Source organism: Nocardia sp. SSK8 (assembly GCF_037034205.1).
Lineage (GTDB): Bacteria > Actinomycetota > Actinomycetes > Mycobacteriales > Mycobacteriaceae > Nocardia.
On the sequence record NZ_JBAGKD010000008.1, the window covers coordinates 39,471 to 56,977 of the forward strand.

Sequence of the window (17,507 nt, forward strand, 5' to 3'; positions counted from 1 at the left end):
GGCCCGGTGGCGTCTCAGAGCTCGAGCGCGGTGATCAGCCGGGCGACCGGGCTCTCGGCGTTGTAGGCGCGGCCCAGGGCCAGTAGCGCCTCGCGGTCGACCGGCCCGGCGGGCAGGAGGTCGGGGCGCGACAGGATCACCTCGGCGTCGCGGACCACCTGGACCACCGGGGCGGCGACCTTCAAGTAGTCCTGGGCGGCAACCAGTTTCGCGCGCACTCCCTTGGCCAGGTCGGCGCCGGGGTCGTCGACGGCGGCCAGCAGGGCATCGAGCGAGCCGAACTTCGAGATGAGCTGCGCGGCGGATTTGTCGCCGATGCCGCTCACCCCGGGCAGGCCGTCGGAGGCGTCACCGCGCAGGGTGGCCATATCGGCGTAGGCGGGGCCCGCGTTCTGTTCGGGCACACCGTATTTCGCCGACACCTCGGCGGGGCCGAACAGTTCGGCCTTGGCCAGGCCGCGGCCCGCGTAGAGCACCCGCACCGGCGGGGCGGGGTCGTCACGGACGAGCTGGAGCAGGTCGCGGTCGCCGCTGACGACGATCACCGGATCGGTGCGCTCACGGCTGGCCAGGGTGCCGAGCACGTCGTCGGCCTCCAGGCCTTCGGCGCCGCCGGTCGCGATGCCCGCGGCCGCGAGGACCTCGAGGATCATCTCGACCTGCGGGGTGAGCGTGTCGGGTACCTCCTCGGCGCCGGGGGCCGCGTCACCGCTGGTGTCGAGCCGGTGCGCCTTGTAGGAGGGCACCAGGGCCACCCGGAACGGCGGGCGCCAGTCCAGGTCCAGCCCGACGACGAGCCTGCCGGGCCGGTGCTTGGTGATCAGCGAGGCGACCATGTCGGTGAAGCCGCGCAGCGCGTTCACCGAGCGGCCGTCGGCGGCCCGCAGTTTGTCCGGAATCGCGTAGTAGGCGCGGAACCAGAGGCTGGCGCCGTCGAGGATCAGCAGGGGTCCGCGGGGGGTCTGGTCAACGGTCACACCGGTGATTGTGCCCCGAAGACCCGTGCCGGTGCGGTCGCGACCCGGACCGGACCGCGTGGCACGATCCGGTCACCGATTCCGCGCGGGGTGCCGTCGCGCGGGTAACGTCGCGTCCTATGAGCGCGCATACGGAGGCAAGGTTCGCGGCGGAGGTCTACGCCAGGCGGCTGGAACGGGCGGTCGAGTCGATGCGGGCGGCGCATCTGGACGCCCTGCTCATCACGCCGGGCCCCGACCTGCAGTACCTGATCGGCTCCCGGGCGCAGTCCTTCGAACGGCTCACCTGCCTGGTCATCACCTCCGACGGCGCCACCCCGTCGGTGGTCATCCCGAAACTCGAGCTGGCGTCGCTGGAGGGCTCCGCGGCGGGCGAATTGGGTCTGCGGGTGCTGGACTGGGTCGACGGCGTCGATCCCTATCAGCTGGTCCACTCGACGCTGCACGCCGGATCGCGCATCGCCGTGGCCGATGCCATGCCCGCGCTGCACCTGATCCCGCTCGCCGAATCCACGACGGGCCTGCCCGCCTCGGCCACCCCGGTGCTGCGCCGGTCGCGGATGATCAAGGACGAGGCCGAGATCGAGGCCCTGCGCCGGGCGGGCGCGGCCATCGACCGGGTGCACGCCCGGATGGGCGAGTTCCTGCGGCCCGGCCGCACGGAGAAAGAGGTCGCGGAAGACATCACCATCGCGATCAAAGACGAGGGGCACACCGAGGCCGCCTTCGTCATCGTGGGCAGCGGGCCGCACGGTGCCGATCCGCACCACGAGGTCTCCGACCGGACGATCGAGTCCGGCGACTTGGTCGTCATCGATATCGGTGGCCCCGTGGAGCCTGGCTACTACTCCGATTCGACCCGCACCTACGTGCTCGGCACGCCGAGCAAGCAGATCGCCGAGCAGGTGGCGCTGCTCGAGCGGGCGCAGGCGGCGGCGGTAGCCGCGGTCCGGCCGGGCGTCACCGCGGAATCCATCGACGCCGCCGCCCGCACCGTGCTCGCCGAGGCGGGCCTGGGCGACGCCTTCGTGCACCGCACCGGGCACGGGATCGGCCTGTCGGTGCACGAGGAGCCCTACATCGTGGCGGGCAACGACCTGGTGCTCGAACCGGGCATGGCGTTCAGCATCGAGCCCGGGATCTACTTCCGGGGCCGCTGGGGCGCGCGGATCGAGGACATCGTGGTCGTCACCGAGGACGGCGCCGAGTCGATGAACCAGCGCCCGCACGGCCTCACCGCGTTGTGAACTGCTGCGGCACGGGCTATTTCAGCGTGCCCGAGGAGAGCGCCCGGCGCACCTGGATCGCCACGACCACCCGCGTCGGGTTCTCCCGCGGCACCCGGTAGCGCGCGGTGTAGCGGCGCACCGCCTCCGCCACGTCCTCGGGGGCGTCCAGCACCGTGGCGGGCCCCTCGAGGGTGAGCCATCGCGGGCCCTCGACCTGGCTGACCGCCGCGTACCCACCGCGGGCGGCATTGCGCGCCTTCACCGAAGCGCCGTCGGTGATCACCCGCGCGATCCCGCTCTCGGGGTCCCAGGTGAAGCCCACCGCGACCACGTGCGGGGTGCCGTCGGCGCGCAGGGTCGTCAGGGTGGCCAGGTGCCGCTCGGTGACGAAGTCGAGCGCGGCGGGGGAGAGCTGGGTGGTGGTCGTCGGCATGGGACGACGGTAGTACCAGCCGACCGCCCGTCGGCGCGCGGGAGCGGCTCGGCGTCCGGATAGCCGCCGTCGTGGGCGAAGGCCGCGGTGTGGCGGGGAACCCCCGCTGGGCGGTGGCCGGTCGGATCAGCGCGGGCGGTGGCGATCGGGCCGGGCATCGGCACCACGGGTCGCGCACCCGAGCCCAACGGGTGACAGACTGGGGCGCATGGGAAAGCAGACGGATGGTCCGGTCCTGATTCTGGGTGGGCGCAGCGAGATCGGTCTCGAGATCGCGCGCAGGCTGGCGCCCGGTCGCGTGGTGATCCTCGCGGCCCGCCGCGCCGAGGCGCTGACCGAGGAGGCCGAGCAGGTGCGGGTCGCGGGCGCCACCGCCGTGCACACCGTCGAATTCGACGCCGACGACACCGCCGCCCACGCCCCGCTGCTGGACAAGATCGCCGCCGAGCACGGCGGTATCGCCACTGCGGTGCTGGCCTTCGGCGTGCTCGGCGATCAGGCCCGCGCCGAACAGGACCCGGCACACGCCGTGGCGGTGGTGCACACCGACTATGTCGCCCAGGTCAGCGTGCTCACCACCCTCGCGAACCTGCTGCGGGCGCAGGGCAGCGGACAGATCGTGGTGTTCGGCTCCATCGCCGGTGTGCGGGTGCGCCGGGCCAACTACGTCTACGGGTCGGCCAAGGCGGGCCTGGACGGCTTCGCCAGCGGCCTCGGTGACGCCCTGTACGGCACCGGCGTGCAGCTGCTGCTCGCGCGGCCCGGTTTCGTGATCGGCCGGATGACCACCGGCATGGACCCCGCACCGATGCCGAGCACCCCGGGCCAGGTCGCCGACGCGGTGGTGCGCGCCCTGGGCAAGGGCGCGACCCGGGTGGCGATCCCCGGCCGCCTGGCCATCGTGTTCTTCGTGATCAAGCTGGTGCCGCAGGCCATCTGGCGCCGGATGCCGCGGTGACCGAGCCCTGGACCGGGCACCCGATCGTGGTGACCGGGATCGGCGCCGACGGCTGGTCCGGTCTGGGGGAGACGGCCCGGGCCGCGATCACGGGCTGCGAGGTCGTCTTCGGCTCGCCGCGTCAACTGGCCTTGCTGCCGGACGGCCCGGCCGAACGGGTCCCGTGGCCCACCCCGCTGCTGCCCGCCCTGCCCGGACTCCTCGCCGGGCACGCCGACCGCCGGATCGGCGTGCTCGCCAGCGGCGATCCCATGTTCTACGGCATCGGCGTGACCCTGGCCCGCCACGTCGGCGCCGCCGCCCTGCGGGTCCACCCGCAACCGTCCTCGGCCTCGCTGGCCTGCGCTCGCCTGGGCTGGCCACTGGCCGAGACGCCGGTGGTGAGCGTGGTTGCCCGGCCGTTGCCCACGGTACTGCCCGAACTGGCCGACGGGCACCGCCTCCTGGTGCTCAGCGAGGGCGCCGACACTCCCGCGCAGCTCGCGCACCTGCTGCGCGACAACGGATTCGGCGCCTCCACCCTGACCGTGCTGGACCAGCTCGGCGGCCCGGCCGAGGCCACCCGCACCGGCACCGCGGCCGACTGGGCCCACGCCCCGGGCGACCCGCTCAACCTCGTCGCCGTCGAGGCCGTCGCCGACCCCGGCCACCGCCGCGACACCCGCCTGCCCGGCCTGGCCGACACCGCCTACACCGGCGACGGCCAGCTCACCAAAGCCGAGGTCCGCGCCTTGAGCGTCACCGCCCTGGCCCCCACGCCCGGCGAACTGCTCTGGGATGTCGGCGGCGGTTCCGGCAGCATCGCCATCGAATGGTGCCGCACGAATCCCCGCTGCCGCGCGATCACCTTCGAACGGCTGCCCGCGCGCCGCGCACAGATCACGGCCAATGCGCGTGCGCTCGGCGTGCCCGGAATCACGGTGCGCGGCGAAGTGCGCTCGGAGTTAGCCGACAGCGCTCTCGCGGCCCCGGACGCGATATTCCTCGGCGGTGGGCTCACCCAGGGCGGGTTGTTCGCGCAGTGCTGGCAGCACCTGCGACCCGGCGGCAGGCTGGTGGCCAACGCGGTCACCGCGGAATCGGAAGCGCTGCTGCTGGACTGGGCCGCGGCCCACGGCGGCACGCTGCGCAAATTCCAGATCTACCGGGGCGAACCGCTCGGCGGGTTCACGGCCTGGCGTCCGCACCTGCCGGTCGCCCAGTGGATTGTCACAAAACCCGCTGGTTGACCCCGTCGCGTCGATCACGGGCAGATCACACGCAGATCACGGCGAATCCGTTCGCGCAGGGTCTCGCTGCCGTGAAAGTTACGAACCGAAGGTGTGAGTTGCGTGCCTCGGGGGTAGGGTCGGGGCCGTTGTCGGGGAAATCCCCGGTTCGATTTCCGTGATGGGGAGAGAGATGAAGTACTCGAAGTTCGCCGCCCCCGCGCTGCTGGCCGTCGCCGCGACCGGCATCGCCGCCGCCCCCGTGGCCGCCGACCCCGCCGCCCCGGCACCGGCCGTGCGGGAGCAGGCCGCGCCCGCGGTGCAGGGCACCGACCGCGGCATCGCCTACCGCGCCGAGATCGTGGACGCGGGCGCGGCGATCGTGACCACCGTCACCGGTGGCGCGTTCGCGCTGGCCGCCGACGCCGCCTCGGTCACGCTGACCAACGCCGCGGGTGAGGTCGTCGCGCAGGTGCCGCTGTCGGGCACTGTCGACGGCGTGACCACCGAGATCGCCGCCACCGTCGCCGCCGACGGCACCAGCCTGACCCTGACCCCGAAGACGGTCGCCGCCAAGGACATCGGCTCGCAGCAGTGGTTCATGGCCGAGCTGCAGCGCGCCTCCACCGGGGGGCTGGTCGGCGCGATCATCGGGGCGCTGCTGGGCGCGATCGGCGTCGTCACCATCATTCCGGGCGCCATCATCGGCGGCGTGATCGGTCTGCTCGTCGCCGGTGGACCGTCGCTGATCGACGCGGGCTCGGCCTACTTCAGCGGGCAGCCCTGAGAGTCCTGATCCTCGGCGGCACGGGCGAAGCCCGGGAGCTGGCCCGGATCGCGTCCGGCGAACGGGGACTCGACATCGTGTCCTCCCTCGCCGGGCGGGTCGCCACTCCGCGGTTGCCCGTCGGTCCGGTGCGTGTGGGCGGGTTCGGTGGTGTCGAGGGCCTCCGAACCTGGCTGCGCGAGAACGCGATCGATGCCGTCGTGGACGCGACCCACCCGTTCGCGGCGCGGGTCAGCGCGCACGCGGCCGCCGCCGCGCGCGAGCTGGGGATCCCCGCGCTGCATCTGCGGCGACCGGAATGGGCCCGGCGGCCCGGCGACCTGTGGACCAGGGTCCCCGACCTGGCCGCCGCGGCCGCCGAACTGACCGTGCACGGCGAGAACGTGCTGCTCACCATCGGCCGCCAGGGTGTCGGCGCCTTCGCCGCCTGCGCCGGGCACCGGTTCGTCATCCGTTCCATCGACGCGCCCGAGGCACCGCTGCCCGCGCGCTACGAATTGCTGCTGGCCCGTGGCCCGTTCACCTTCGACGAGGAACTGGTGCTGATGTCGCGGCACCGCATCGATGTCCTGGTCACCAAGAACAGTGGCGGTGAGCAGACCGCGGCCAAGATCGCCGCGGCGCGCACGGCCGGGCTGCCGGTGATCATGATCGACCGGCCCGCCCTGCCCGCGGGCGCGCGCTCGGTCGGCGCGGTGGCCGAGGCGGTCGACTGGCTGCGGGCCGCCGCCGCGCACGCGGTCGGGTAGTCAGCGGGGGTTGGGACCGGCGAAGATGGTGGGCAGCCGGTCGAACCACGCCAGCACCGCGCGTTCGTAGGCGATGCCGAATTCGAGGGTGGCGCGCTGGTTCGGGGCCAGCCCGGTGGGGTCCTCGTCGAGGTAGCGGTCGAGGCGATCCTGGTGGATGTCCTTGTTGGCGGCGATGATCCGGTCGCGATGCACCGGGTCGAGATGCTCACCGAAGGACAGTGTGAGCAGCAGCGGCACCCGGATGGTCTCGGCGCCGGGATCGCGCGCGATCCACTCGGCGAAGGCCTCGCGGCCCACTTCGGTGATCCGGTACGGGGTGCGCTCGCGGGCGCCGCGTTCCCCCTTGGTCACCAGCCCCGCGGTGTCCATGCTGGACAGCTCGCGATACACCTGGCTCTGGGTGATGGTCCAGAAGTCGCCGATGCGTTGCTGGGCCTGGGTGGCCAGGTCCCAGCCCGACATCGGGCCCTCGTGCAGGAAACCCAGTAGCGAGGCCGCGGTGGAGTTCAGCGGGCGGCGTCGAGTCGCGGTGCCGGTCAACGGTCGTCTCCCTTCGAACTACATTCCTAAGTGGAATGTTACGCCTGGGTGGATGGTGCACCAAGACCACCGCGTGCGCGGCGTGTCCGCTAGCCGCCGGTGCCGTACCTGCGGGAAGTGAACACCCGGGTGCCCTCGGGGGTCTCGAACGCGGTCGTGGTGGACGCGCCGATGATGAGCAGGGTACGCATGTCGACCTCGTCGGGATCCAGCTCGCCCAGGGTGATCACCCGCACCGACTCGGTCGGCCCGCCGACATCGCGGCCCAGCACCACCGGGGTCTCCGGGGCTCGGTGGGCCAGCAGCACCTCGCGCATGGCGCCCACCTGCCAGCGTCGCTGGGAGGATGCCGGGTTGTAGATCGCGATGGCCATATCGGCCGCCGCTACCGCGGACAGGCGCTGGGCGACCACGTCCCACGGCTTGAGCCGGTCCGAGAGCGAGATCATCGCGTAGTCGTGGCCCAGCGGCGCGCCGACCCGGCTGGCGACCGCGTTGGCCGCGGTCAGGCCGGGCAGCACCCGCACCGGGACGTCCTTGAACTGTGGTTCGGCCGAGACCTCGAGGACCGCGGCGGCCATGGCGAACACGCCGGGGTCACCGGAGGAGACCACCGCGACCCGGGCGCCGCGGCGGGCCAGGTCCAGGGCCATGGCGGCGCGCTCGGATTCGACCTTGTTGTCGCTGGCGTGCCTGCGCTGTCCGGGGCGGACGGGGACGCGGTCGACGTAGGTGGTGTAGCCGACCAGGTCGGTGGCGTCGGCGAGGGCGGCGGTGACCTGCGGGGTGGTCCACGCGGTGTCGCCGGGGCCGAGCCCGACGACGACGACCTTGCCGATCTGGGCCTGCGTGGGCGCGGCATCGGGATGAGCGGCGGCCGGACCGGTCGGCTCGGGCGCGGTATCGGGGTGGGCCTGCGCCGGGGCGCGCCACTCGGCAGGCGGTGTCGTCACGGCGCCGGTGGTGTGCGCGTCCCGGGCGGGCCGGGTGGCGATGGGCAGCGTCGGGGCCGGGCCGGGGACCACCGTGATGGCGAAATACGGCACGTCGGACTCGTCCACCTCGGCCGCGGTGAGCACCCGTTCGCGCGTGCTGCTGGCGCGCTCGACGTAGTAGGCGTCGGCGAGCCTGCCGGAATCCGAGAGTGCCTGGCGCACACCGGGAAAGGTGCGGCCGAGCTTCATGATCGCGGCCGCGTCGGTGTGGCGCAGGCGCTCGGTGAGCTCGTCGACGGGCATCGTGCCGGGCAGCACCGTGAGCACCTGCTCGCCCTCCACCAGCGGGGTGCCCAGGGCGGCCGAGGCGGCGCTGACCGAGGTGATGCCGGGGACGATCTCGGCCTCGAACCGGTCGGCCAGGCGACGGTGCATGTGCATGTAGGAGCTGTAGAACAGCGGGTCACCGGCGGCCAGCAGGGCGACGCTGCGGCCCGCGGCCAGGTGCACCGCCAGGCGGGCGGCGGCCTGCTCGTAGAACTCGTCGATGGCGCCCTGATACCCGCCGGGATGATCGGTGGTCTCGGTGGTCACCGGATAGACCAGGTGCTCCTCGCGCTGCCCCGCGCGCAGATACGGCGCGGCGATGGCGCGGGAGATGCTGCGGCCGTGGCGCGCGGAGTGGAAGGCGACCACATCGGCCGCGCCGATGATCCGGGCGGCCTTGACCGTCACCAGTTCCGGGTCGCCGGGACCCAGGCCGATACCCCACAGTTTGCCGGTGCTGATCTCGCTCATTCCTGCTCGCTCGCGATCGCGTTGAGGGCCGAGGCGGTGATGGCGCTGCCGCCGCGCCGGCCGCGCACGGTCAGGAACTCCACGCCACCGAAGTCGATCAGCGCCTGCTTGGATTCGGCGGCGCCGATGAAACCGACCGGGATGCCGATGATCGCGGCCGGTCGCGGCGCGCCGCCGTCGAGCATGTCGAGCAGGTGGAACAGCGCGGTGGGGGCGTTGCCGATGGCGACCACCGCGCCGCCGAGCTGCTCGCGCAGCAGGTCCATCGCGGCCACCGAACGGGTGTTGCCCAGCTGGGCGGCGTGGGCGGGGACGCGCGGGTCGGCGAGATTGCACAGCACCGGATTGTCGGCGGGCAGCCGCTTGCGGGTGACGCCGGAGGCCACCATGTTCGCGTCGCAGAGGATCGGCTTGCCCGCGCGCAGGGCGGCGCGGGCGGCGGCGACCACGCCGGGGGAGTAGGCGATGTCGGCGGCGAGGTCGACCTGGCCGCAGCCGTGGATCATCCGGACCACGACGCGTTCGACGTCGGCGGGGAAACCGGCGAGATCGGCTTCGGCGCGGATCGTCGCGAACGAGCGCCGATAGATCTCGGCCCCGTCGGTGAGGTAACTGGCACGCACGTCGGACATGCCGACAACCCTAGAACCTGGGTGTGACGCGGTGCTTCTCAGGTGCGCGGCCGCTCCAGGATGCGCGACATCACCAGCGAACTGCGGGTGCGCCCGACCCGCGCGTTCTCCCTGATCCGTTCGACGGTCACCTCGATCTCGGCCATGTCGGTGGCCATCACGTGCACCAGCGCGTCGGCCTCGCCCGCGATCGTCCACACGCCGACGACCTGCGGAATCGGCTCCAGAGTGCGGCGCAGTTCGGCCGGGGAGATGTTGTCGCGGTAGTACACCTCCACATAGGCCTCGGTGGTCCAGCCCAACGCCGCCGGATTGACCTGCGCGGTGAATCCGGTGATCTGCCCGCTGGCGACCATCTTGTCCACCCGCCGTTTCACCGCGGGTGCGGACAGCCCGACCACCGCGCCGATCTCCTGGAAGGAGGCCCTGGCGTGGGTGAGCAGCTGGGCCAGAATGCGTCGATCGATGTCGTCCACGTCGCTCCTCAGCGGTCCGGCGCAATATTTCGCCATTTTCGCATCGATATCCGCAATGAATCGATGTTCCTGGCGCAACGCCGCGACATTTATCGTCGAAGTCATCGATCCGCGCAGCCACCGGGAGCCCTGATGACCGCCGCAGCCCCTCTTCGCCGACCGGTAGCCGTGCGCGTGGCGACCCCGCGCCGCTATGTCATGTGCAGGCCCGACCACTTCACCGTCAGCTACGCGATCAATCCGTGGATGGATCCGGCCGAGCCGGTGGACCGGCCGCGGGCGCTGGCCCAGTGGGAGATCCTGCGCGCGGTGCTCGAGGAACACGGGCACAGCGTGGAGACGGTGCCCGGGGAACCGGGGCTGCCCGATATGGTCTTCGCCGCCAACAGCGGGATCGTCATCGGCGGGCACGCGCTGTCGGCCCGCTTCGCCCACCCCGAACGCGCCGCCGAAGGGCCCGCCTTCCACCGCTGGTTCGCCGCCAGGGAATTACGCGAGCTGGCGGTGGCCACCGAGACCAACGAGGGCGAGGGCGATTTCACCTTCGCGGGCCCGCGCATCCTGGCCGGGTCCGGCTACCGCTGTGCGGTGGCCGCGCACGCGGAGGTGCAGCGGTTCTTCGGGCTGCCGGTGGTCTCGCTCGAGCTGGTCGACCCGCGTTTCTATCACCTCGACACCGCGCTCATGGTCCTCGACGACACCACCATCGCCTACTACCCGCCCGCCTTCAGCCCGGCGTCCCGGCAAGCGCTGGCCACCCTGTACCCGGACGCGGTGCGCGCCGAGGAGGGCGACGCGCTGGCGTTCGGCCTCAACGGGATCAGCGACGGGCAGCACGTCTTCCTCGATCCCGGCGCGACCGGGCTGGCCGCCGCGCTGCGGGCACGCGGCTATCTCCCGGTGCCGGTGGACATGTCCGAACTGCGCAAGGGCGGCGGCGGGATCAAGTGCTGCGTGCTCGAACTGCACACCCGCCGCGACACGACCGTGAGCTAGCCGGAACCCGTCCCCGTCCGGCCACATACTGGGCGGGTGGCACACCCGGAGCCGACCACCGCGGAACGGCGCGCGAGCTGGACCGAGCTGTTCTTCGACCTGGTCGCCGTCGCGGGCATCGGCCAGCTCACCCACCTGCTGCACCGCGGCCCGTCGTGGGGCGAGTTCGGGCTGTATGCGCTGCTCTACCTGGCGTTCTGGGTGGTGTGGGCGTGCGTGACGGTCTACAGCAATGTGGCCGGTGATCAGGCGCGCACCGCCACGGTGTTCGGCTGCATGTTCGGCCTCGGGGTGATGATGGCCGCCGTCGCCGGGGTGCCCGACGAGCACGCGAACGCCTTCGCGGCGATCTATGTGCTGGTGCGGATCGTGTCGTCGTGGGCGTGGGGACGCGGACAGCTGGTGGTCGACTGGCCGATCGCGCAGATGGGGTCGGGGATTCTGCCGTGGCTGGTGTCGCTGTGGGTGCCCGCGCCGTGGAAGTTCGTGCTGTGGGGTGTGGGGCTGGCGATCGATCTGTGGATCATGTTCGCCGTGGACGCCGAGCGTTATCTCGGGGAGGCCCAGCGCCGGATGACCGCGCGGCTGCGCCGGGATCGCCGGGGCCGGGCGGCGCGCGGGCCCGCGCCGCGGCTCACGGCGGTGCGCACCGATCCGGCGCACCTGGGTGAGCGGCTCGGGCAGTATCTGATCATCGTGCTCGGCGAGGGCGTCATCTCGGTGATCGCGGCGGTCTCCGCCGAGGACTGGACCGTCGCGGTGGCGGTGATCGGGGTGGGCGCCTTCCTGAGCCTGATCGCCCTGTGGGGGCTGACCCTGCACTACGGGTTCGTGCCCCGGATGATGTCGGCGGCACCGACGACCGTCGATGTCTCGCGGCACCGGGTCATGGCCAACCACTGCGCGCTCAGCGGCACCGTGGCCACCGTGGCCGCGGGACTGGGCCTGGTCGCCGCGCACCCGTCCGGGCATCTGCCCGCCGGGATGGGCTGGGTGCTCGCCGGGGGCACGGCGGCGTTCTTCCTGGTGTGCGGTGCCGGTGGGCTACCGAGTGCCGGGCCGCGCTGGCTGCTGCGCTGGCCGCTCCCCGGTCTGGTGCTCGCGCTCGGTTTGGGCTGGGCGGCACCGCGTCTCGGCGCGGTGTGGTTGGTGCTCGGGGTGACGGTCGTGCTGACCGCGGCGGTCGTCTCGGAGACCGTACACGCGCGCGGAACACCGCGGCGCGCGCCGTCGTGAACCGGTGGCGGCGCGGCGCCGGGCGCAGCGCGCGGTCTCACTCGAACTCGGTGCCCCCGTCACGCAGCAGGTACGCGTGGGAGACGATCTTGCCGATGGCGCGACCGCCGAGTTCGGGGGAGTGCCGTTCGGTGGCCGGGCGGACGACCAGTCCCTCGCGGATATTGGCGCCGTCGCCGCTGACGGTCTCGGTGCCCTCGGCCAGTGTCAGCAGCAGCTCCGCGTCGTAGGGGCCCTCGTAGAGGACCGGGACGCGGGGTACCGCCAGGTCGAGGTCGGTGAGGAGCGCGCCGATCTCGTGGTGGTCGAGCCAGCGCACCGGCTCGCCGTCGCGGTCCACGGCGATATCGAACAGGCCGAAGCCGAGCGACCCGTCGTGGGCCGCCGAAGCGCCGTAGTGCAGGTCCTGCACCCCGGCGCCGTACACCTCACCGAAGAGCCCGACCCGGTCGGCGCCGAGCGCGGTCGCGATGCCGCGTGCCACCTCGTCGAGCCCGTGGGCGCGCACGGCGCGCCAGTACAGGTTGCCGTCGGCGGGTGTCAGCGACAGGGACCGCCCGCCGACACCCTTGGACGACACCAGGATCCGGTCGCCGTCGCGGACGTGGGTGAGCAGGCAGGCGGTGCCGTGGATCTTCTCCGTCGCTACCACCGGCTCCCCCGCGGCGAAGATGCCGGGGAAGCGTTTGATGTTCTCGACATCCACCCAGCGCAGCAGCTCCGGCGCGGGCTCGACCTGCCCCGACATCGAGACCGGCACCGGCGGCGCCCATTTCACGACCCCGAGCCGTTCCGCGAAGTCGGTGCGCTGGGTCGCGGCCGCGGCCAGATCCACCCCGGCCAGCGCCGTGGGCGTGCAGACGATGCCCTGCGACACCTCCCCGCGCAGCCGCACCGCCTTGACCCGATCACGCTGCGCACCGGCGAGTTTGCCGGTGAGACCGAGTTCGGCGATCAGCGCCTCGGGCAGCACCGACTGCTCCGGGATGTAGACCGCGTGATCGCCGGTGGCGAACTGGCCCTTGGCGACGACCGCCCGGTACAGGCCGACCTGCGCGAGCTCGAGCCGGTCGGCGTTCGGATGCGGGAGGACGACGAGCCGTTCGGCTGTGACCTGGAGTGTGGACATGGGAACCCCCTCGTGGACGAGAGGATCAGCGTAGGGAGCGCCGGGATGCCGTGTCGACCGAATTCCGGGTGGCCGGGCAGCGTCGGTGGTCGCGACCGGCGGCTACGGCGAATGGTTCTGTGCCACAGCGCTGTTCACTTCGGTGGGTCGACGCGCTCGAGGCGGTAGTGGTCCTCGTCGGTGGCGATCACGTCGGTTACCGGGCCGGTCGGCCTGCCGCAGCGGCGTTCGCACCCGGACCAGTGCTGGCGGCCCGCCACGGTGACTTCCGCCGTCGGCACCAGTACGTCCACCGGTGTCCGCGTGTCCCCGGGCAGCACCCGGCCTGCATCGACGGCCGCGGCGAGATCGGCGCGGACATCGGTGCGCGACTTGGCGCACCCGGGCAGCCCCGCGCACGCACTGGCCCGCAACCACGGCGACGCGGCATCGAAGATCAGCCCCATCGGGGCCAGTACCCGCACCACGGTCTCGGCCGGGCCCTCGTCGAGATCGGTGAGGACCACGCTGCGCCACGGCGTCAGGTACACGGGATGTTCGACGGCGGCCAGGAATTCGGCGGTGCGCGCCGCGAGCAGGCCCAGCGGCACCCCGGCGCCGAGGGTGACCAGGCCGTTGTCCTGGTCCAGCCAGCCGATCGGGATCTCGTGTGTCGCACCGAGTTCCAGCGGTGTGCCGACGGGAGAGTGCGCCAGCGTCTCGGTGACCCGCTCGACCCCGCCGGGAATCTCGTGCAACCGCCACTGCCCGGTCTCGCCGGTACCGCGCAGGTCGAGGAAGCCGCGGGCCGCGTCGAGCATCACCTCGACCGCCTCGCCTGCGCCGACCCGGATACCGGTGTCGGTCCCGGCCAGCAGCAGCGCGAACCGGTCGGCCGCCACCGCCTGGACGCCGATATCCCCGCGCAGGGTGCTCACATCGCCGCGCCCGTCGTCGAGGGTGAACAGCACCCGGCCCGGTAGGTCGGCCAGCCGGGGGTCGCCGACGAGTCCGGTGTCGAGGTCGGCGGCGAGCCCGTGCACCTCGGCGAAACCACCGACCCGGCCCGACAGCGGCGAGGCGACGATATTGCGCACCCGCTCGTGGGTCGCGCTGGGCAGCAGCCCGGCGGCGTCGAGCCGTGACGCGAGTTCGGCGGGGTCACGCACCTGCCGCAGCTGGATATTGCCGCGCGAGGTCAGCTCGAGATCGCCGCTGCCGAGCTCACGCGCGGCCTCGGCCAGCGCCTGGAGCTGGGTGGGGCTGAGCCGCCCGCCGGGGACCCGGATGCGCGCGAGGGGGCCGTCGGCGGCCTGGTGCAGGCGCAGCACGCCGGGGCAAGAATCGGGAGTGCTCCTGGTCATGATTTCTCCAGCCTACGACCCGCCCGGCTGGGCCCCACGGTGCGGCCGGGTCGGTCGCCTACGGTTCGCCGGGAGCTGGTGCAGTCCGACGTGCGCGGGTATCACCGCACACCTGGCGGAGAGCGGGACGAGCGCCCGGCCGCGAGCTGCGGCGTGCTGTCGGTCGGCTCGGTGCGCGCTCTCGGGTTGCCTGCGATCGGGGTTGTGTGGGGCGGGCGTGCGGGCACTTCGGCGCGCGAGCGGTGTGGACCGAAGGCGGGTGGGGTGCGGTCACCTATGGTGGACGGGAGTCCGTCGCGCCGGGTCGCACACTCCAGGAGGTCGTCGCATGCTGCGTGAATTCGTGGACAAACGGTTCGTTCCGGCACTCGATCGGCTCGCACACGCCCAGGCGCCCGTGGTCGGACGGTATGTCGACTGGCTGACGACGCGGCATCCCGAGGACGAACCGGTGGATCTGCTGAAACGGCTCTCCCGCCAGTATCTGGTGGTCGTGACAGCGAGCGGTGTCGCCGTCGGCCTCACCGCCGCCGTGCCCGGGGTCGGCACCCTGCTGAGCCTGGCCGCCACCGGCGTGGACACCGCCGTGTTCCTGGAAGCCTCGTCGGTGCTGTCGGTCGGCGCCGCGGCGGCGTACCGGCTCGACCCCGAGGACCCGCGCCAGGCGCGGCTGGTCTCGAAGGTGGTGCTCGGCGAGGCCGGGACCAAGCTGCTCGACGAGACCGCGGGTCACAAGACCGGCCAGTGGCTCGGCGTGGTCACCGACCACATCCCCGGGCTGGCGAGCATGCCCGATTCCCCGGCCAAGCGGTTCATCGTCAACTACCTGGTCAAACGCACGCTGCTGCTGTTCGGCACGATCATCCCGGCCGGGATCGGCGCGGTCATCGGCGGCGTGGGCAACAACGCGCTCGGGCAGATGGTGGTCGCCAATGTCTACCGCAATCTGGGCACCGGGTCGCCGGAGATGGTCGCGCGCGGCACCGGTCCGAGCGAACGCGCTTGACCTTCGAGCCGCTCGAAACCCCATGATCAGCCGGTGCCCGATTCCGAGCTGATCACCATCGGCGCCTTCGCCCGCCTCTGCGGACTGAGCGCCAGCGCCCTGCGCTTCTACGCCGACGCCGGGGTCCTCGTCCCCGCCGTCGTCGACGAGGCCACCGGCTACCGCTACTACACGCCCGACCAGGCCGCCACCGCCGCGGTGATCCGCCGCCTGCGTGCCGTCGACATGCCGCTGCCCGCCGTCAGCGCCGTCCTCGCCGAACCCGATCCGGCCCGCGCCGCCGACCTCGTCGACGCCCACCTCACCGCCCTCGATCAGCACCTCGCCACCCTGCGCGAGGCCGCCGACGCCGCCCGCGCCGCAGTGCCTGCGAACCCCGCACCGGCCGCCACGCCCCCGGCGGCGCTTCGGCTGCGCGGGCCGATCCTCGCCGCCGCCCTCGACCAGGTGTCCACCGCGACCCTCACCGACCCGGTCCACCCGGTCCTCGACAGCATTCATCTCGAAGCGGGCACCACCGACCTGACCCTCACCGCCACCGACCGCTACCGCCTGTCCACCCGCACCGTGCGCGTCGACGCCGCCCCCGCCACCCCCTGGTCGATCACCGTCGACGCCGCGGACCTGCGAACAATGCTGTCCTGGCTCCGCCGACAACCCACCATCACCCTCCGACCCGACGCCACCGGCCTGCTCTTCACCACTGCCGAGACACCCTTCCCGACCGACCCGGCCGACCCGGCCGACCCGACCGACCCGACCGACCCGGCTGGCGCGGCCAGGGTGGCAGGCGCGGTCGGCGTGGCAGGCGTGGCAGGTGTCGCCGACTCAGGTGGACCGGGACCAGGCGGCAGCGGTCGTGCTGACGTCGCGCGCATCGAGGTGGATCGAAACACCGTGCGCGCCGATCGAATCGGTCCCGAATCCGTGCGCCGGTGCCGGTATTCGGCCGGGGAATTCCCCGACTACCGGGCGATGCTGACGGCGCTGCCCCCGGTGCGGGTGCGGGTGGTCCTGTCGCGGTCCGCGCTCGTGGGGGTGCTGGAATCGGTGCAGGCGGAGACGGTGACGTTGAGCCTCGGCCCGGGCAGGGTCCGGATCAGCGACGGGGAGTTCGAGCACAGCCTCGCCGCGGCCGTCACCGGACCGGCCATGACGATCCACTTCGCCGTGACCACCCTCTATCCGGCGGTCGCGGGCGCGGTGGGACCGGACCTGATGCTCGACCTCATCGCCCCCGACCAACCGGCCCGCATCCGCTCCGCCGACAACGGGACCCTCCTCACCCTCGCCATGCCGCGCCGATCGGCATCCGCCGAGCAGCCCACCACGAGCTAACCGGCCACGGGAGCGCCACGCCATCGTCAGGTACGGCCCACACCGGGCGTAGCGCACACCCTAGCTCCGTCGGGCGGCGCGAATCCGGACATCACCCGCAGCGCAGTCCATCTCTCACTCCTCCACCGAAAGGCGCACGATGACCACCTCCACGACCGACCCCATCATGGCCCGCATCACCGCCGCCGTCACCGAATCTCGTTCAGGCGATACCGATTCCGCCCGCGCCGCCCTCGTCGCCCTGTGGTCCGAGATCGGCCCGACCGGTGACCCCCTGCACCGCTGCACCCTCGCCCACTACCTCGCCGACCTCCACGACCATCCGGCCGAGGCGCTCACCTGGGACATTCGCGCGCTCGACGCCGCCGACGCCCTGACCGACGACCGCCTCGGCGCCCACCACGCGGGCCTGCGGGTGGCCGGGTTCTACCCGTCCCTGCACCTCAACCTCGCCGACAACTTCCGCCGCCTCGGTGTCTTCCCGGCCGCCGCGCACCATCTCGACGCCGCCCGCGCCCGCGTGGACACCCTCGCCGACGACGCCTACGGCACGACCATCCGCCGCGCCCTCGACGAACTCACCACCGCCGTCGCCGCCGGGGACACGGCCCGGCGCGCCACGCACTGATCACGATCACCACGCTCGGGCGACGCCGTCGCCGGAGCGTGGTGATCGTCTGTCCGGGAACGGGACGCGGGCTGGAAAGTTGCGGCGAGGGTGGGGCCGTTACCAT

The 17,507-nt window shown here is 72.6% G+C and carries 18 protein-coding genes; 10 read left to right on the forward strand and 8 right to left on the reverse strand.

Annotated features, from left to right (window positions below; genetic code table 11):
• Positions 1 to 14: 14 nt before the first annotated feature.
• Entirely contained in the window at positions 15 to 977 is a 963-nt protein-coding gene (locus WA675_RS16905) for a 5'-3' exonuclease (protein WP_336085517.1), read from the reverse strand.
• A 119-nt stretch (positions 978 to 1,096) separates the two neighbouring features.
• Between WA675_RS16905 and WA675_RS16910 the strand changes: the two genes are divergently transcribed.
• On the forward strand, positions 1,097 to 2,224 hold the full coding sequence (locus WA675_RS16910; RefSeq protein ID WP_336085518.1) for a M24 family metallopeptidase: 1,128 nt from the start codon (positions 1,097 to 1,099) through the stop codon (positions 2,222 to 2,224).
• Between the two features lie 16 nt (positions 2,225 to 2,240).
• Here WA675_RS16910 and WA675_RS16915 read toward each other — a convergent pair whose 3' ends face one another.
• Positions 2,241 to 2,639 carry a TIGR03618 family F420-dependent PPOX class oxidoreductase gene (locus tag WA675_RS16915; protein WP_336085520.1) on the reverse strand — a complete coding sequence of 133 codons (399 nt, stop codon included), beginning with the start codon at positions 2,637 to 2,639 and terminating at the stop codon, positions 2,241 to 2,243.
• Positions 2,640 to 2,847: 208 nt separating this feature from the next.
• Here WA675_RS16915 and WA675_RS16920 point away from each other — a divergent pair, with 208 nt between their 5' ends.
• The 4 genes from WA675_RS16920 to WA675_RS16935 all read left to right on the forward strand — a co-directional run bounded on the left by WA675_RS16920 (position 2,848) and on the right by WA675_RS16935 (position 6,341).
• Entirely contained in the window at positions 2,848 to 3,597 is a 750-nt protein-coding gene (locus WA675_RS16920) for an SDR family NAD(P)-dependent oxidoreductase (RefSeq protein WP_336085521.1), read from the forward strand.
• On the forward strand, positions 3,576 to 4,826 hold the full coding sequence (gene cbiE, locus WA675_RS16925) for a precorrin-6y C5,15-methyltransferase (decarboxylating) subunit CbiE (RefSeq protein WP_336085690.1): 1,251 nt from the start codon (positions 3,576 to 3,578) through the stop codon (positions 4,824 to 4,826). Before WA675_RS16920 ends, cbiE begins: the two co-directional genes overlap by 22 nt.
• Positions 4,827 to 4,998: 172 nt before the next feature.
• Entirely contained in the window at positions 4,999 to 5,592 is a 594-nt protein-coding gene (locus WA675_RS16930) for a hypothetical protein (RefSeq protein ID WP_336085522.1), read from the forward strand.
• On the forward strand, positions 5,589 to 6,341 hold the full coding sequence (locus WA675_RS16935) for a cobalt-precorrin-6A reductase (protein WP_336085691.1): 753 nt from the start codon (positions 5,589 to 5,591) through the stop codon (positions 6,339 to 6,341). The genes WA675_RS16930 and WA675_RS16935 overlap by 4 nt, the downstream gene beginning before the upstream one ends.
• Here the strand turns inward: WA675_RS16935 and WA675_RS16940 are convergent, their stop codons facing one another.
• The 4 genes from WA675_RS16940 to WA675_RS16955 form a co-directional block, all read right to left on the reverse strand.
• Positions 6,342 to 6,884 carry a PadR family transcriptional regulator gene (locus WA675_RS16940; RefSeq protein WP_336085523.1) on the reverse strand — a complete coding sequence of 181 codons (543 nt, stop codon included), beginning with the start codon at positions 6,882 to 6,884 and terminating at the stop codon, positions 6,342 to 6,344.
• Between the two features lie 89 nt (positions 6,885 to 6,973).
• Entirely contained in the window at positions 6,974 to 8,617 is a 1,644-nt protein-coding gene (gene cobJ, locus WA675_RS16945) for a precorrin-3B C(17)-methyltransferase (RefSeq protein ID WP_336085524.1), read from the reverse strand.
• Complete coding sequence (locus tag WA675_RS16950) at positions 8,614 to 9,249, reverse strand: precorrin-8X methylmutase (protein ID WP_336085525.1); 636 nt, start codon at positions 9,247 to 9,249, stop codon at positions 8,614 to 8,616. The genes cobJ and WA675_RS16950 overlap by 4 nt, the downstream gene beginning before the upstream one ends.
• Before the next feature lie 38 nt (positions 9,250 to 9,287).
• Positions 9,288 to 9,725 (reverse strand): Lrp/AsnC family transcriptional regulator, encoded by a 438-nt coding sequence (locus WA675_RS16955; RefSeq protein WP_336085526.1) that lies wholly within the window; start codon positions 9,723 to 9,725, stop codon positions 9,288 to 9,290.
• A gap of 132 nt (positions 9,726 to 9,857) precedes the next feature.
• On the opposite strand from WA675_RS16955, the gene ddaH reads away from it, so the two are divergent.
• Positions 9,858 to 10,721 carry a dimethylargininase gene (gene ddaH / locus WA675_RS16960; protein ID WP_336085527.1) on the forward strand — a complete coding sequence of 288 codons (864 nt, stop codon included), beginning with the start codon at positions 9,858 to 9,860 and terminating at the stop codon, positions 10,719 to 10,721.
• A gap of 36 nt (positions 10,722 to 10,757) precedes the next feature.
• Entirely contained in the window at positions 10,758 to 11,957 is a 1,200-nt protein-coding gene (locus WA675_RS16965; RefSeq protein ID WP_336085528.1) for a low temperature requirement protein A, read from the forward strand.
• 37 nt (positions 11,958 to 11,994) lie between these two features.
• Here the strand turns inward: WA675_RS16965 and WA675_RS16970 are convergent, their stop codons facing one another.
• Together WA675_RS16970 and cobG are read right to left on the reverse strand one after the other, a co-directional pair.
• On the reverse strand, positions 11,995 to 13,086 hold the full coding sequence (locus WA675_RS16970) for an RNA ligase (ATP) (RefSeq protein WP_336085529.1): 1,092 nt from the start codon (positions 13,084 to 13,086) through the stop codon (positions 11,995 to 11,997).
• A gap of 134 nt (positions 13,087 to 13,220) precedes the next feature.
• Complete coding sequence (cobG, locus tag WA675_RS16975; RefSeq protein WP_336085530.1) at positions 13,221 to 14,429, reverse strand: precorrin-3B synthase; 1,209 nt, start codon at positions 14,427 to 14,429, stop codon at positions 13,221 to 13,223.
• A 328-nt stretch (positions 14,430 to 14,757) separates the two neighbouring features.
• Between cobG and WA675_RS16980 the strand changes: the two genes are divergently transcribed.
• From WA675_RS16980 to WA675_RS16990, 3 genes are all read left to right on the forward strand, one after another.
• The gene (locus tag WA675_RS16980; protein WP_336085531.1) at positions 14,758 to 15,435 is read left to right on the forward strand and encodes a hypothetical protein; all 678 of its coding nucleotides are present in this window, start codon (positions 14,758 to 14,760) and stop codon (positions 15,433 to 15,435) included.
• 33 nt (positions 15,436 to 15,468) lie between these two features.
• Positions 15,469 to 16,773, forward strand: coding sequence for a MerR family transcriptional regulator (locus WA675_RS16985; RefSeq protein ID WP_336085532.1), 1,305 nt, complete (start codon positions 15,469 to 15,471; stop codon positions 16,771 to 16,773).
• A gap of 139 nt (positions 16,774 to 16,912) precedes the next feature.
• Positions 16,913 to 17,401 carry a hypothetical protein gene (locus WA675_RS16990; protein ID WP_336085533.1) on the forward strand — a complete coding sequence of 163 codons (489 nt, stop codon included), beginning with the start codon at positions 16,913 to 16,915 and terminating at the stop codon, positions 17,399 to 17,401.
• The last annotated feature ends 106 nt before the right edge of the window (positions 17,402 to 17,507 follow it).